Here is a 16340-nt window from a genome sequence, read left to right as displayed (position 1 = left end):
ACATAATAAAGCTACTGACAACGAAACTATAATAGCGAGATTTTAAGGTATTTGATGTTAAGTGTATTACGCTATGAATAATTCTTAATGCAACATAGAGCCAAGCAAGTGCAACAAAAACAGTACCCACAGCATTTACTTGCAGGGCTGTTAAACACGCAATAAAAAACAGCACTGGCATTTCGAATTGATTAATAAAGTTACGATCTGCTACGCGAACGTTATCCCCAGCCTTTTCAAGTTCCATTGTTAAGAAGTCTTTCATTTCAATAGTTTTTAGTTTTGCTGCACGAAAACGACGTTTACCCATAATGTACATCACAGTAAAAATCAGAAAGACCTGAGTGAACATTGCTACAATTAGCCACTTTTCCATAGCTCATCCTTTGTTATAGTTATTGCTATTAATCTTAACCGTAAGTACTGCATTTTCACAATGTGTTACAAAGTTTTGCTGTAACTTAGCTGAAAAGCATTGAATTGCGGCGCTCGAAAACACATGATAAATAAAAATTTATTCAATTTCTAATGGATACAAAATAATGAAAAAAATAATAGGACTTAGTGCAATCGCATTTGCAGTGCTAGCAGGTTGTTCTTCTACTTCTACCACAACGCCTCCTGCTGCTAATACTAACCTTATTCCTGATTCGTTGGTAATCAGTCCAAACGACACCCGCGAATATAAAACATTAAAACTCGATAACGAAATTGATGTAATTCTAATTTCAGATCCAAGTGCTGAGAAGTCAGCTGCTGCACTTAGTGTTGGTGTTGGTTTATTGCATGACCCTATGTCGCAACAAGGTATGGCTCATTATCTAGAGCACATGTTGTTCCTTGGTACAGATCGTTACCCAGACACTAAAGGTTACAGTGATTTTATGACTAAAAATGGTGGCGCACATAATGCTTACACCTGGTTAGATATCACAAACTACATGTTCAAAGTTAATAACGATGCCTACGACGAAGCACTTGACCGCTTTGCAGATTTCTTTAAATCACCAAAGCTTTACCCTGAATACACAGACAAAGAAAAAAATGCGGTAAACGCTGAGTGGTCAATGCGTCGTGAAATGGACTTTTTTGGTCAGTTTAAACTGGCACGTCAAATGATGGGCTCACATCCTGCAAACCGTTTCTTGATTGGTAACCTAGAAACCTTAGGGGATAAAGAAGGCAGCAATTTACATAAAGAAACCGTCGCTTTCTATAACAAATATTATTCATCGAACATTATGAAAGTAGCGATGATCTCAAATCGTCCACTGGCTGAAATGGAAGCAAAAGCTAAACAGTATTTTGCTGATATTGAAAATAAAAACATCGAAAAACCTACTGTGACTGATAAGTTAGACTTTTCTGTTGCTGGCGGAAAGCGTGTTTACTACTCACCAAATGAAGATGTAAAACAGCTACAGTTAGAGTTCACAATTGCAGATAACAGTTCACAATTTGCGGTAAAACCAAATCGTTTTGTTTCTTACCTTTTAAGTAACGAAATGCAAGGTAGTCCTGCACAAATTTTGCGTGATAAAGGCTGGGTATCACGTTTATCAGCTTCAGATGCACCAACACAATATGGTAACTACGGCAGCTTAACGGTTAATATTGAATTGACTGATGCTGGCATGCAAAACCGCGAAGAAATTGTCGCTATGGTTATGCAATACATTGCGCTTATCAAAGAGCAGGGGGTTGATAGCAAATACTTTAATGAAATTCGTACCTCTCTAAATAACGAATTTCAATTCCTCGAAAAAGGTGATGAGTTTGGTTATGTGAGTAACCTTACTGATAGCATGCAAAAGTTCCCTGTGAACAACGCAATAAACGCACCTTACTATTATGCTCAGTTTGATGCAGGTGCGGTGCAAAATGTACTTTCGCAATTAAATGAAGATACTTTACGTATTTGGTATATTTCAAAGCAAGAAGAAACAGATTCACAGCTACATTTCTATGATGGTAAATACCGTATAGAAGACATCAGTGAAGCAGAAGTTGCAAGTTGGAACAAACCAAGCGAATACGCTTTAGCATTACCAACAGTAAACCGCTTATTACCAGAAAGCTTTGCAATTAAGACTGCTGAATTTAAACAACAAGCGCACCCTGAACTGGTATTTGATAAGCAAGGTGTTAAAGTTTGGCGTCAAGCTAGTCAGCAGTTTGCTGAGCAACCAAAAGGCCTTGTAGAAGTTTACATCAATACGCCAGATGCCCTTGTGAATGTAAAATCGCAAGTTCTTTACTCAATTTGGGCTGATCTTTATAACTTACAACAAAGTAAATTAAGTACAGAAGCAGCAGTTGCCGGTATGAGTTTAGGGTTACAACCAAGTAACGGCCTTGTGCTATCGCTTAGTGGCTTTACAGATAAGCAAGATGTGCTTCTAGCTCAGGCTCTTGAAAATCTAACGTTAGATGTGTCTAAAGAAGGCTTTGCACAAGCTATCGATCGTTTTAAGCGTGATTTACTAAATCAGCAAAAGCAGTTCCCTTTCTATCAAGCATTTGGTGAGTACTCGAAGCTTACTCGTAGCGGTAAATTTGATACTGAAACCTTGATTGCAGCGGCAGATGCGCTAACTCTTGCAGATTTTGCTGCTATCAAGCAATCAACTCTTGCTGCAAATGATTTACGCGTATTCACGTTTGGTAATTATAACCAAAATGACGTTGAATCTATTGCTAGTAAGCTAACAGCTATTCTGCCTAAAGGTCATAAAGCAACGGAGTTTGCCAGAAGCAAAGCATGGTTACCTCAACCTGGTGAGCGCATTGTGCTGCAAAAAGATATCGATGTAGCTGATGTGGCTATCATTGATATGGTTGTTCACCCAACTCCTGGCTATAAACAAAAAGCGCAAGCGCAAATCTTACAAAGTCACTTTAGAACCGTTGCGTTCGATAAGTTACGAACAGAAGAACAACTTGCTTATGCAGTTGGTGCTTTAGCTCGTCCTATTGAAGATTATTCTGCTTTAGGCCTTTATATCCAAACACCAGTGAAAGGCCCGAAAGAAATGCAAGCGCGTTTTGATGAGTTTAAGAAGCAATATGCTGTAGAGCTTGATAACATGACAGAAGAAACATTTGCACAACTTAAAAATGCAACTCTTGTGTCTTTAAAAGAGCAACCTAAGAACCTAAGTGATGAAATGTCACCGCTGATTTCTGATTGGTACCGTGAGAACTTTAAGTTTGATTCTAAGGAAAAGCTTATCGCCGAAGTTGAAAACGTAACCTTGGCAGATCTTAAAGACTACTACAAGAAAACCATGCTAAACGATCAAGCTCCGCGTTTGAACATTCAAATGCGTGGTAGTAAGTTTGCTGATAAACCATTCGCAGATCTTAAAAACCAAACTAAAGTCGACAGTTTAGAGACTTACTACAAAGGAATTAAATTCCAAAAGTAACTTAATAGTTGATAAACAAAAGCCCAAGCAATTGCTTGGGCTTTTCTATTATGCAATAAGTAAAAATCCAATAAACGCAGCTGTTGCTGCTAGTAAGGTGTAAGGAAGTTGCGTAATAGCGTGGCTGACTAAATCACAACCAGAGCCTTGTGCTGCAAGAACTGTGGAATCAGAATAGAAGCACGCTTGACTACCAAACGACGATGCTGACAATAAAGCGCCAATTACTAAAGGAATATTGGCATCAATAGCGTAAGCAAGTGGCATCACAATAGGGATCGTTACTGCGAAAATGCCCCAGCTAGAACCCGTTGCGAAGGCAAGTACTGCCATTGCTAAAAATACCACTGCAGGCAAGTATTGTGCGGTCATGTAAGGGCTTAAGGTATTGATCACATATTGCGGAAGCATTAATTGATCACACACATCTTTAAATATAAAAGCTGCAACTACAGTCCCTATAGCGGGGATCATACTTTTAAAGCCATCCAACATACGCTCAATAAGTTCTGACAATGTCATCAACTTTTGTAATATATAAAATGGTAGTACCACAGCAAAGGTCGCGAGTAATCCTTTGTATACATCAATGTCGAAGTAAACGGTAAACGCGACAAGTAATATAATTGGAACTAGAAAATTATATAGCTTGCCGTTCGATGCTGCTGTTTCAAAGTTTTCTTCTGCTGCTTTTACAGCATATTCATCAGCTGTTTGAATATCTGTGTATTGGTTATTTGAAATTTCGATTTGATTGTTGATGGCACAGAGTTGTGCTTTCTTCATCGGACCAAAAGCCGGTATTACATTTAAGCTGACCAGTAATACAACAATTACTGCAAACCAAGCATATAACATATAAGGAATAGCTTGGATGTAAACGGCAATACCTTGGCCTTCAGGTGCGACATTGTTATCGACTAATAGGCCACCAAAAAATACCGCCCATGTTGATAGTGGCACAAGCACACAGATAGGTGCCGCTGTTGAGTCAACAACATAAGCGAGCATTTCGCGACTTATTTTAAACTTGTCGGTGATACGCTTCATGGTTTCACCCACTGTTAATGCATTTAGGTAATCATCGATAAAAATAATCACGCCTAACACAAATGTCATAAGCAAAGATGAACGCTGACCTTTGGCAAACTTTAACGCAAATTCGGCGAATGCACTGGCTCCACCAGTTCTTACCAGTAAAGCAATTAAAGCGCCAAAGCCACCACAAACAAGAATAAGCCAGGCAATGGTTTCGTCTTGCATTACTTTTAATGATATATCAGCAAAATTAGATAGCACAGCATCAGGCCCTAGCATGGCTAAACCAAATAAAGCACCAATAAGTAAAGATAAAATAGGGCGGCGTAAAAATACGGCCAAAACAACCACAACTACTGGTGGCAGTAAACTTAACGCAGAAGGTTCTTGCATTATATTTTTCACACAGTTAAGCAATGCGAGATTGCTTACAGAAATCAAAAGTCTATAGACTCAAGTAACTGCTTTACGCGAACACACTTTATGGACTCGTTAGGGGAAGTGCCTGCGTTGGCTGGCGCCAGACAGTATAGAGGGTATACTGCTTTTGTTTTGCCCAAAACATCGCATGGAAAATAATCCTGAATATAATTTTAGTCAATAAGAATTTTTATTGTGGGGATAATTACTTTACACTCATCAATTATGTCACATAGTTATTATAATTGAGCAAAGAGTTTATGGCTTTTTCAGATACTTACAGGCTCAGTAGTCATGCAGTTATCACCAATAGTCAAGGTCAGGTGTTGTTACTAAAAGCTAACTATGGTCAAAAAAGTTGGGGGCTACCTGGCGGAGCTTTAGATAAAGGCGAAACCATTCATCAAGCGCTACTGCGCGAATGCCAAGAAGAACTTAATTGCGACGTTGAAATAGGTTATTTAAGTGGTGTCTATTATCACACTGTGTTCAACTCTCATGTGTTTATTTTTCGTGCTTATATGGATGATGATGCTGAGATAATGTTAAGCAATGAGCATACTGAGTATCGTTATTTCCCTATTGATGAGCTTTCAACAGTTCAAAAAGAGCGAGTGCTTGATTGCCTTAATTTTACTCATGAAGTCGTCAGTAAGGTGTTTTAACAAGTGTTAGATATATATTTAAGGGCAGGGCATCCAGATGATGCCACCTTTATTGTTGAGCTATTAAATCAAGCAACATTTTTAGAGCATATCGGCAATAAAAATATAAATACTCCAGCACAAGCTGAACATTATATTCAACAAAACTTTGTTAACAGCCACCAGCAATTTGGGTTTGGTAGTTACATAGTATGTTTATCTGATGGTACACCTGTTGGCATGGTGGGTCTCTTTCAGCGAGATGCGTTAGCTATTCCTGATTTAGGATTTGCACTGCTAGCCAAGTATGAAGGCAAGGGTATAACAACATCAGCTGCAAAGTTATTGCTGGCTAAAAAGCATGTATTAGAGTTTGGTATACTTACAGCAATCACCTCGCAAACAAATATTGGTTCGCAGAAAGTTTTACAAAAACTTGGTTTTGAGTATATCGGTGATGTCATCATTAACGAAGACAATCAGCCACTAAAACTTTTATTAAAGAGCAAGCTTTGAAATGTCGCTTGCTACTTGTTTGTTGACTTTAAGCCAAGAAGATTCAAGTGTGGCAACAAGTCCTTCGTAGTCACTCTCTTTTAAAGGCGTAAGCTCATTAAAATAGTTTACAGCTTTTAATTTTCGGCCCGTGTCTGGCGTTGTATAGTACAAGCGCCAAAGCCCAGCGATGTTGGCATTACCTTGCTCATCACCGTTAAAGTGGTGTAGTTCAAACTCTAATTCATAAAAGCTTTGCTGATCTAAATCAGTAATTACAGGTAAACCTTTTATTACCATCCAATTATTAAGTTCAGTGTAAAGTTGTTGATGGGCACTTGCAGTTAACATTAAATCAGGTGATTCACTCCATAGGTGATAGTTAGCAGCGTTCACTCTGTTGTTATCTAATACCATAGCAATACCACGATTATTTAGCGCACCGCGTAATTGTACCGTGTTAATTCTGAGTTGAGCTTGAGTATTCTCAGCTAAGCGTTGCATTGCAACTATTGGTTGCGAAAATTGATAATACTCAATAGTTGAAAACGAAGTTTGGCTGCAGGCCGATAGTAATAGCACTGATGCAATTGAAGCACAGAGTTTATAGTTCATTATTGTTTCCTCGGCGTTGGATCTGCTGGTAGCTCTTTATCAAAAATCAACATATTAGGTTGCTGGTTTAAGCCACGAGTGAGCGGTTGGAGCTCTTCACTTAAACGTTTAAATTCAGACAATGTTGTTTGCAACTGCTGGTGGAACGTTGAACCTTGCTCGTAGCTTGCCATGGTTTTTTCAAATTGTTTCATGGTTTTATCGAATTGTTGCATGCTTTTTGTCATTTCTGCAAAGTTGCGATTAATATCACCCGGTAAGTCTTGAGTATCTTGTTTATTTAGTAGCTCTCTCATGTCTTGAGCAAGTGCTTGATACTCGGCAAATGTGGTCTGCATTTGCGCTAAGCTATCTTCAATTTTAAGGTTATTAACTTTGTTCAATACATCAGATACTTGGTCGGCTAATACTGTAATGCCGCTCGACACACTAGGGAATACTGTGTACTCAGCTATGGTCTTTAATTCGGCGGGTTCTGCGTTATCATATATGTCTAAGTCGACATATACAGCTCCGGTCAATAAATTACCTGGTTTCAGCGAGGCACGAAGGCCGCTCTTGATCCAGCCATCTAAACTTGAATGCCAAAACTCACGCGCTGCAGTGCTGTCGTGGTATAGGCGACCATATTCAATTTTTACAAGGGCAGGTACTGCGGTGTTATCGGTTCTAAAGTGCGCAGGTTTGCCATCTATGATTACACTTGCAGGTGCTTCAACCACACTACCGATGCGCATACCTCGGTATTCAACGGGGGCGCCTGGGCGTAAGCCACGAATTGATTGTTCAAAGTCTATTAAGTAATAGTCAAAATCATAAAAGCGTTCCTCTAAAGCAGCTTTATAACTATTACTTAATGAAAAACTATGGCCATTACTGGCAACTTCACCGGGTGCTTGTTGTTCAGGAATACCAACTGAAATTCCCCCTTTTAGTAGTTTGCTTAATGAGCCAGTATTTACATTAATACCATCAGCCGACAGGTCTATTTCAATGCCTGAGTTAACCCAAAATATGGAATTTAAGGTGATCAAATTTTGATAAGGCTCCTTGATGAAAATACCATATTTCATCGCTTGGTTTTTCCAATCAAAGGTTGCTGTTTCTATTTGACCAATTTTATAATCTTTGAAGTAAATGCCAGTGCTGACATCAAGCACCTCTGCGTTATAGCTAAGCAGTGTAAAGCGTCCACCTTTAACATCTTTACCAATTAATGCTGGTTCATCCTGAAGTTCAAAACTCTCGGCAAGTCTTTTACTCTCTCCGGGTGCAAATTCTAAATACACCCCTGACAGTAAGGTACTCATTCCGCTTATACCGGTATCATCAATACGTGGTTTTACAACCCAAATTTTTGCATCATCTGTGAGTAGGTTGTCATAATGTTTATCAATTTGTGCACGTGCTATTACACTATTTTGTTTATCAGACAAACGTACATGGTCAATTTGGCCAATCTTCACGCTACGCACTTTTATTTCTGTCTTACCAGCCACAATCCCTTCTGCATGTGGCATTTTTATAAAGATGGTGGTGCCTTTATTCGCTTGATACTGGTACAACATCCATGCGCCAATTAATAAGGCAATAACTGGTATGATCCAGATTGCTGATATATTTGGCGCTGTTTTTATTTTAGCAGTTTCGCTCATGCCAAGGTCTCTTGTTTCGCAGTACTTAAATTATCTGGGTTATCCCACAATAAACGTGGATCAAATGCATGGGCTGCCAACATTTGGCAAATAACCATGGTAGTAAAAAAGATTGTGCCAATGCCAGGGGTGACCGACATTAGGTTTCCTAGTTGTACTAAGGCTACTAGAATCGCCACAACAAATACATCGATCATTGACCATTTGCCAATAAATTCAGTCAATTGATATATGCGTGTATAACTTTTTGTTTGCCTGTTTGCCGGCCTCATAACCATAAAACACAAAAAACTTAAAATAAGCGCTTTTGCTAGAGGGACAACTACACTCGCTAAAAAGATAATCATCGCGATGGGGTAAGATCCACTATTCCATAAAATCATAACCCCACCAATAATAGTCGATGGCATCTCATCGCCAAGACTCGTTGTATACATAATTGGGTAGACATTGGCTGGTATATAACAGGCGACTGAGGTAATTAACCAAGCTGCAGCTTTTTGCACACTAAATGGGTTACGGCTGTATGTTTTAGAGTGGCAGCGTGAACAGGTTTTTGTTGCACATAGCTGTCCACATACATGACAAGCTCTTAAACCTTGATCAATTGCACGCATATTCGGTTGTGTTTGTTCTATATAGTCAGGCTCTTTTAGTTGGTGCCACAAAGAGTGTTTATTTAATTTTGCTGTAACCGCTACATAGCAAATTACAAAAGCACTGTAAGCCCAAAAGCTCACACCAAACTCGATATCGGCCATCGACATAATTTTGACCATGCTCACCATTACGCCTATTAAAAAAATTTCCGACATGATCCAAGGTTCTAACGCAAAGGTAATTTTTAATATTCTTTTTCCCCATTGGTATGGTAGCGCTTTTAGTAAACCTAAATGCAGAGGAATTATTAGTACCAATAAAAGTAGGGGCAGACCGATAATACTTGTGTCAATGAACAAACCTAAAAAGTCGTTGTCGTAATTAAAGAGTATTCGTGCGGCATCGGGTAAGGTGATTGTTTGGGTAATACCGCTACTTGTAAAAGATAGAAATGGATAAAACATACTACTAAAGAGCATAACGATAGCACTTAAACTCAGTGCGACAACCATGCTATCTTGATTAGCTTGCGACGCCGAAAGCTTTGTATTGCAATGTGGGCATAATGCCACTTGTTTTGCACTTAAGTGTGGGATCTCTATAACAAGATCGCAGCTAGGACAGGCTGTTTGCAAACTTATGGTCTCTTAAACAAGAACTTAGTTTAGTTTGCATCAAATAGTGTATAAATTCAAATGCACCTTTGTTCAATATAAGCTAATATTTGTACAAAGTGATTACGCTTTTTAATACAGTTAATTTTTAAGGTGAGCAGTGAAGCAATTATTTATCCTTTTAATGTTGTTTGTTAGTGTTAAAGGCGAGTGTTTATCAGAGCCAAATACGCAAAAGCCAATTATTGTTGCTGCAAGCTCCTCTTTACCTCCTTATGTTATTGAAGACACGAACAGCGGAATCCAACTCGAAATACTAAAAGCGGCTTTGAAATCTCAAGGTATTTCTAATATCGATATCCATTACATGTCGAATAAGCGTGCTGAGCAACAGCTAATGCATGGTAAGGTTGATATTGTACTTAACTTTCCTGATGCACTTACGACACGAGTCTATAAAAGTGACGAACTGCTGCGCTACCAAAATGTAGCGGTCAGCCTTGCTAATAAAGAGTTAAAAATTAACAGTATTTATGATTTAGCGGGAAAGAGTGTTTTGGCGTTTCAAAACGCAACCAATTTTATTGAAGCACCATTTAAATCGGTTACCAATATTTTACGCTCATACGAAGAAGTCGTTAATCAAGAAGCACAAGTTGATCACCTTATGAAAGGCTGGGTTGATGTTATTATTTTAGAGCGTCGAGTGTTTTTGTATTATTTTGAAAAATACAAACAAAGCGGTGAAGTAAAACCGTTTGTTGTGCATGCAATATTTAAAGAAGCACCAAGACCTGCGTATTTTCATAGTAAAACGTTAAAGAATGTCTTTAATTTAGGTCTTGATGAGATCATTGAGTCAGGCGAATATCAAGCTATTATTCGCCTTGATGGAACTGAATATGCCCAGCTTTTAAATTCTAAGTTACGCGAATAACGCAACGGTCTGGCGACTGAGAGCGATAAGTTTGCCATCTTCACTCCAAATACAGCCATCTTCTAGACCGTAGCCATCTTTACTATGATGTGTAATTGCTTCATAGCCAAGCCACCCGTTATGGGCAATGGCAGGTTCTTCTACAAATTCAATGTACCATGACATGCTACTCGCCGGTGCTGGTTGCTTATACATTTGCAACAGGGTGGGTGGCCATGCATCTGCTAACGCGATTATATGTGCCTCTTGCATCTGTTCTGGTATGTGCTTAAATTTCATCCAACCGCCTAAGTGAGACGTATCTGAGTTAGTAAATGGCATATTGCCTTGTTGTAAGCAAAGGGAAATATGTTGGAAGAAAGCTGGCATCTGCCCTTCTAAATATGGAAGAACAAATTGCTCATTAACAGGAGTTAGTTGCATTGTTTTTGTAACATCAACCTTAACTCCTGATTGTCGTTGTGCGCCAAAACAGGCTTGAGTTATTACACAGACTTCACCACCCTGAATCACTTTTGCTAGTACTTGAGCGCTATTCTTTCCTTCACGTAATACGTCGACATCAATAGTAAAGTCAGTTTCGGCAAGAAGCGGTCCAACAAAATTAGTGCTTAATGAAAGTAGCCTACGAGAACTATCAATATGTTGACGAATTGCTTGGTAGAGTAGTGCTGCAGATAAGCCACCAAAGGCAGTTCTACCTTGGCACCAATTTTCTGGAAACTGCATCACTTTTGTGTTGTCTTTACCAAGCTCTGTTGCCATTGCGAGCAATTGTTCAAAATGCATAATTTTCCTTGTTATTTATCATACTTATTTTCTTATAGCATAGCTAAGCTCATCAGACCAGTTTGTTTGATTTTAAGAATGTATCTGAAAACTTATTTTTTTGAGGAAAAAATGTCCATTTAGAAAATATTTCAAAAAAAAGTATATTTTTTTCATTTTTACAGTTGAATTCAGTTTCCTGCACCCCTATTTACTAGTCATCGAACGTTTTAACGAATTTTGAAGTTGGAGAAGATTCATGGGTAGAATTATTGGAATCGATTTAGGTACTACTAACTCTTGTGTAGCAGTACTAGACGGTGATAAAGCACGTGTTATTGAAAACGCGGAAGGCGATCGCACAACACCATCGATCATTGCTTATACGCAAGACGGTGAAACATTAGTTGGTCAACCTGCAAAACGCCAAGCAGTAACGAACCCAACTAACACATTATTTGCAATCAAGCGTCTAATTGGTCGTCGTTTTGAAGACGAAGAAGTACAACGCGATATCGGTATCATGCCTTTTAAAATTGTAAAAGCTGATAACGGTGATGCATGGGTTGAAGCACGTGGCGAAAAACGTGCTGCACCACAAATTTCAGCAGAAGTGCTGAAAAAAATGAAGAAAACAGCAGAAGACTTCCTAGGTGAAGCGGTTACTGAGGCAGTAATCACAGTTCCTGCATACTTCAATGACTCACAACGTCAAGCTACTAAAGATGCTGGTCGTATCGCAGGTCTTGAAGTTAAACGTATCATCAATGAGCCAACAGCCGCTGCACTTGCATACGGTATGGACAAAAACAAAGGTGAAAACGTTGTTGCAGTATATGACTTAGGTGGTGGTACTTTCGATATCTCTATCATCGAAATCGACGAAGTTGAAGGTGAGCACACGTTTGAAGTTCTTGCAACTAATGGTGACACTCACTTAGGTGGTGAAGACTTTGATAACCGTGTTATCAACTACTTAGTTGAAGAGTTTAAGAAAGATCAAGGCATCGATCTTAAAAATGACCCACTTGCAATGCAACGTGTTAAAGAAGCTGCTGAAAAAGCGAAGATTGAACTTTCTTCTGCACAGCAAACAGAAGTTAACTTACCGTACGTGACTGCTGACGCAACTGGTCCTAAGCACATGAATGTTAAAGTTACTCGTGCAAAACTTGAGTCACTTGTTGAAGACTTAGTAACTAAGTCAATCGAGCCACTTAAGCGTGCACTAGCTGATGCTGATTTATCAGTAAGCGACGTAAATGACATCATCCTTGTTGGTGGTCAAACACGTATGCCTTTAGTACAAAAAACAGTTGCTGAGTTCTTTGGTAAAGAACCTCGTAAAGATGTTAACCCAGATGAAGCAGTTGCAGTAGGTGCAGCGATTCAAGGTGGTGTTCTAGCTGGTGACGTTAAAGACGTACTACTACTTGACGTATCTCCGTTATCACTAGGTATCGAGACTATGGGTCAAGTAATGACAGCATTAATTGAGAAAAACACGACGATTCCTACTAAGAAATCACAAGTTTTCTCAACAGCTGAAGACAATCAATCAGCGGTAACGATTCACGTACTACAAGGTGAGCGTAAGCGTGCAAGCGACAATAAATCTCTAGGTCAATTTAACCTAGAAGGTATTCGCCCAGCACAACGTGGTACACCTCAAATCGAAGTAACATTCGACGTAGATGCGGACGGTATCTTACATGTATCGGCTAAAGACAAAGATACAGGTAAAGAGCAGAAGATCACAATCCAAGCTTCTTCAGGTTTAAGCGATGAAGAAGTAGAAAAAATGGTTCGTGACGCTGAAGCGCACGCTGAAGAAGATAAGAAATTCGAAGAGCTAGTAGCGACTCGTAACCAAGCAGATGCAATGGTTCATGGCACACGCAAGCAAATCGAAGAAGCGGGTGATGCATTACCAGCAGAAGATAAAGAAGCAATTGAAGCTGCGCTTACTGAGCTAGAAGCTTCGATTAAGAGTGATAACAAAGAAGAGATTGAAGCGAAAACTCAAGCTCTAGCTGAAAAATCACAAAAGCTAATGGAAATTGCACAAGCTAAAGCACAGCAGCAACAAGGCGGTGCGGATGCTGGTGCACAGCAATCTTCTGCAAAACAAGACGACGATGTTGTTGATGCAGAGTTCGAAGAAGTGAAAGACGACAAGTAATTGCTTGTTTCGCTTCTGCCTAACGCAATAATGGCTGCTTTGTTTAGCCAATTAAGTTAGGATGAAATGATTGAGGCGCGCCAGCGATTTCGCTTGACGCGCCTTTTGCATGTATATAAACGGTAAATTGATAAGAGACCAATCTGCTTAGATTTAACTTAACACGATTGGTATGAATCGATTTATCTTACGCAGTGTAGCTGCAGTAAAAAGAGTAGTGTGATAGAAATGTCAAAAAGCGATTATTATGAAGTTCTCGGCGTGAGCAAAGATGCCAGCGAACGAGACATAAAAAAAGCGTATAAGCGCTTAGCGATGAAATATCATCCAGACCGTACAGCAGGCGATAAAGACCTTGAAACTAAATTTAAGGAAGTAAAAGATGCCTACGAAGTACTGACTGATCCGCAAAAACGTCAGATGTATGACCAATACGGCCATGCAGCCTTTGAACAAGGTGGCGGCGGCCATGGCGGTGGCTTCGGCGGCGGTCAGGGTGATTTTGGCGATATTTTCGGTGATGTGTTTGGAGATATCTTTGGTGGCGGCGGTGGTCGTCGTCAATCTCGTCAACAACGTGGTTCAGACTTACGTTACAATATGGATTTAAGTCTTGAAGAAGCGGTTCGTGGTAAAGACGTTGAGATTAAAGTTCCAACATGGGTAAGCTGTAAGCCGTGTGATGGCAGTGGTGCAAAAGCAGGTTCTAAACCAAAAACGTGTACTACTTGTCATGGTGCAGGGCAAGTACAAATGCGCCAAGGTTTCTTCGCGGTTCAGCAAACCTGTCCTACGTGTCAAGGTACGGGTCAAATTATTTCTGATCCTTGTGACAGCTGTCATGGTCAAGGTCGTGTAGAAAAAACTAAGACCTTATCAGTGAAAATTCCAGCTGGTGTTGATACCGGTGATCGTATTCGTTTATCTGGCGAAGGTGAAGCGGGTATGCATGGTGCGCCTGCAGGTGATTTATACGTACAAGTGTCTGTGCGCGAACACCCTATTTTCCAACGTGACGGTAATAACCTGTATTGTGAAGTACCTATTGGCTTCACAACAGCTGCACTTGGTGGCGAAATTGAAGTGCCAACACTAGATGGTCGCGCAAAGCTGAAGATTCCATCAGAAAGCCAAACGGGCAAAATGTTCCGTATGCGTGGCAAAGGTGTGAAGTCGGTTCGCAGTGGCGCACAAGGTGATTTGATCTGTAAAGTAGTTATTGAAACACCGGTGAATTTAAACGAACGTCAACGTGAGTTACTTGAAGAGCTTGAGCAAAGCATGGGTAAAGATGGTTCTAAAAACCGTCCAAAAGAAAAAGGTTTCTTTGACGGTGTAAAGAAATTCTTCGATGACCTAACTAAGTAACTTTAGTTAGATAGTAAGAAGGCGCTAATTAGCGCCTTTTTTTATTGGTAATTGCCTACTTTAGTGATCTAAGAATAGGTAGTTTTGCCAACTTTTCATTCTGATCAACACTTTACGCATCACTGAGACATGTTCGAAGTGTTCAGAATAAACAGCTACCTCAGTGCTTGTTCCTTGTGGAAGATGGTACTGGCTCATATCATCTGTAATTTTTAAGGTGACAATAGCGCGGCCTTGACGGGCAAAAAACTCACTGCCCATAAGTGTGCCTTGTGCTTGTACTTGTCCCTCACCAATAGCGGGTAACACATCGATTACTTCGCCCGCAAATGTTTTACCAGGAATTGCTTTAAAGATAAAATCAGCTTTATAGCCTGGTTCAAGTCTTAATAGCGAATTTTGTCTAAACGCAGCTACATAAACAGTGTCTTCTTTGTGCACAAAAGTCATTACCGGCCGTAGTGGCATAGGGACCGCAATCATCCCAGGACGTAATGTAAGTTGTGTAACATAGCCATCGGTTGGTGCATGTACGCGGGTGCTATCTAAGTTAAATTGTGCTTGCTCTAAATTAGCGCGAGCAGCAGCGATTTTGGTTTGTTCGCCGTTTATTTCTGATTCAAATGCCAGCTTCTGACGTAATTCTTCTGCTTGTGCTGCTTCATAACTTGCCTTTGCTGCTAAGTATACACCTAATTTATTATCAACTTGGCCTTTTGAGTAAGCACCGCTTTTTGCGCCTTTTTCATAGCGCTCGTATTCTTTCTTGCTGCGGTCATATTCAGCTTTAGCCATCAGAGCACTTGCTTGCGCTGATTTATAGGCCGCTTCCAAACCAAGAACTGACTGCTTTGCATCTTGTAAAGCCGCAATTGCTTGATTTAGTTTTGCTCGATACAAGGTGTCGTCTAGACGAAATAGTAAGTCACCTTTCTTAACTGGCTGATTTGGCTTCACTGCAACTTCTTCTACCGTGCCACGTACATTTGGCACAATCGGCGTTGTGACATAGGCACTGCTAGCCATATTTGAATGTGGGTGGTTATAGTTCATTAAAAGAATTAAAGCGCCAATCAGCACCACACCACCGAGTACTGCTGTGGGTACGGTCCATTTATTAAGCGGGATCTTAAAAACTTTAAATATGCCTATGCACAATGCGGTATATGTGAGTATTAATAACAAATCCATATTTTATTTCTCTTTATTATTCGATTGAGCATTAACCTGTGCTTGTAGTGCTGCGACTGTGGCTGTCAGACTAGCCACCTTCTCAGCTAAGTCTTCTTGTTCCTTTTGAATCTGGTTGAAGCCCCAACCGCGGTCATCACGCCATAATGTGGCCCAAACCCATAAAAATGGCCACAATACATGCAGTGTAAATAGGCTAACCCAGCCTGCATAATGGATAGCATCTTGATGAGGGTGATTACGTTTTTTCGCAATTTCGTAGGGAATATCGTGGATAGCGATTACACCATAAAATATTACAACCGTCACAAACACGAGCATGACTAGCGCAAAGTAGTCTAAAAACATGTACTTTCCTTTGTTTAACTTATAATCAATTTAATAA

General features: G+C 39.8%; 14 protein-coding genes. 6 read left to right on the top strand and 8 right to left on the bottom strand.

All coding sequences use genetic code 11. The annotated features are described in order from the left end of the window. The coding region (locus L1D46_RS16055; RefSeq protein ID WP_239977857.1) for an MAPEG family protein at positions 1–376 on the bottom strand (376 nt) is incomplete at its 3' end. 166 nt (positions 377–542) lie between these two features. On the opposite strand from L1D46_RS16055, the gene L1D46_RS16050 reads away from it, so the two are divergent. Continuing rightward, positions 543–3428: an insulinase family protein gene (locus L1D46_RS16050; RefSeq protein ID WP_130052413.1), complete on the top strand. Its 2886-nt coding sequence runs from the start codon at positions 543–545 to the stop codon at positions 3426–3428. A gap of 48 nt (positions 3429–3476) precedes the next feature. Here the strand turns inward: L1D46_RS16050 and L1D46_RS16045 are convergent, their stop codons facing one another. Then, entirely contained in the window at positions 3477–4859 is a 1383-nt protein-coding gene (locus tag L1D46_RS16045) for a Na+/H+ antiporter NhaC family protein (protein ID WP_130052412.1), read from the bottom strand. A gap of 287 nt (positions 4860–5146) precedes the next feature. Between L1D46_RS16045 and L1D46_RS16040 the strand changes: the two genes are divergently transcribed. Both L1D46_RS16040 and L1D46_RS16035 read left to right on the top strand, forming a co-directional pair. Then, on the top strand, positions 5147–5551 hold the full coding sequence (locus L1D46_RS16040) for an NUDIX domain-containing protein (RefSeq protein WP_130052411.1): 405 nt from the start codon (positions 5147–5149) through the stop codon (positions 5549–5551). A gap of 3 nt (positions 5552–5554) precedes the next feature. Then, complete coding sequence (locus L1D46_RS16035; RefSeq protein ID WP_130052410.1) at positions 5555–6046, top strand: GNAT family N-acetyltransferase; 492 nt, start codon at positions 5555–5557, stop codon at positions 6044–6046. On the opposite strand, the gene L1D46_RS16030 is transcribed toward L1D46_RS16035, so the two are convergent. The 3 genes from L1D46_RS16030 to L1D46_RS16020 are packed head-to-tail and all read right to left on the bottom strand — an operon-like array spanning position 6029 to position 9530. Continuing rightward, complete coding sequence (locus L1D46_RS16030; protein ID WP_130052409.1) at positions 6029–6640, bottom strand: PqiC family protein; 612 nt, start codon at positions 6638–6640, stop codon at positions 6029–6031. The two genes, L1D46_RS16035 and L1D46_RS16030, sit on opposite strands and share 18 nt — an antisense overlap. Continuing rightward, a complete protein-coding gene (gene pqiB, locus L1D46_RS16025; protein WP_130052408.1) occupies positions 6640–8295 on the bottom strand; it encodes an intermembrane transport protein PqiB in 1656 nt (551 codons plus the stop codon). Before pqiB ends, L1D46_RS16030 begins: the two co-directional genes overlap by 1 nt. Further along, a complete protein-coding gene (locus L1D46_RS16020) occupies positions 8292–9530 on the bottom strand; it encodes a PqiA/YebS family transporter subunit (RefSeq protein ID WP_130052407.1) in 1239 nt (412 codons plus the stop codon). Before L1D46_RS16020 ends, pqiB begins: the two co-directional genes overlap by 4 nt. Before the next feature lie 139 nt (positions 9531–9669). On the opposite strand from L1D46_RS16020, the gene L1D46_RS16015 reads away from it, so the two are divergent. Continuing rightward, positions 9670–10446: a transporter substrate-binding domain-containing protein gene (locus tag L1D46_RS16015; RefSeq protein ID WP_239977856.1), complete on the top strand. Its 777-nt coding sequence runs from the start codon at positions 9670–9672 to the stop codon at positions 10444–10446. Here the strand turns inward: L1D46_RS16015 and L1D46_RS16010 are convergent. Continuing rightward, positions 10435–11235 (bottom strand): thioesterase family protein, encoded by an 801-nt coding sequence (locus L1D46_RS16010; RefSeq protein WP_130052406.1) that lies wholly within the window; start codon positions 11233–11235, stop codon positions 10435–10437. The two genes, L1D46_RS16015 and L1D46_RS16010, sit on opposite strands and share 12 nt — an antisense overlap. A gap of 238 nt (positions 11236–11473) precedes the next feature. Here L1D46_RS16010 and dnaK point away from each other — a divergent pair, with 238 nt between their 5' ends. Beyond that, entirely contained in the window at positions 11474–13396 is a 1923-nt protein-coding gene (gene dnaK, locus L1D46_RS16005; protein WP_130052405.1) for a molecular chaperone DnaK, read from the top strand. A 228-nt stretch (positions 13397–13624) separates the two neighbouring features. Further along, complete coding sequence (dnaJ, locus tag L1D46_RS16000; protein WP_130052404.1) at positions 13625–14764, top strand: molecular chaperone DnaJ; 1140 nt, start codon at positions 13625–13627, stop codon at positions 14762–14764. Between the two features lie 60 nt (positions 14765–14824). Here dnaJ and L1D46_RS15995 read toward each other — a convergent pair whose 3' ends face one another. Continuing rightward, positions 14825–15955, bottom strand: coding sequence for an HlyD family secretion protein (locus L1D46_RS15995; RefSeq protein ID WP_130052403.1), 1131 nt, complete (start codon positions 15953–15955; stop codon positions 14825–14827). Between the two features lie 3 nt (positions 15956–15958). Continuing rightward, entirely contained in the window at positions 15959–16303 is a 345-nt protein-coding gene (locus L1D46_RS15990) for a DUF3302 domain-containing protein (RefSeq protein WP_063703726.1), read from the bottom strand. Between the last annotated feature and the right edge of the window lie 37 nt (positions 16304–16340).

The sequence above is a fragment of the Pseudoalteromonas sp. Isolate3 genome (assembly GCF_022398505.1).
GTDB classification, from domain to species: domain Bacteria; phylum Pseudomonadota; class Gammaproteobacteria; order Enterobacterales; family Alteromonadaceae; genus Pseudoalteromonas; species Pseudoalteromonas apostichopi.
Note: the sequence above shows the minus strand (reverse complement) of the source record. Positions and strands in the feature narration are given on the sequence as shown.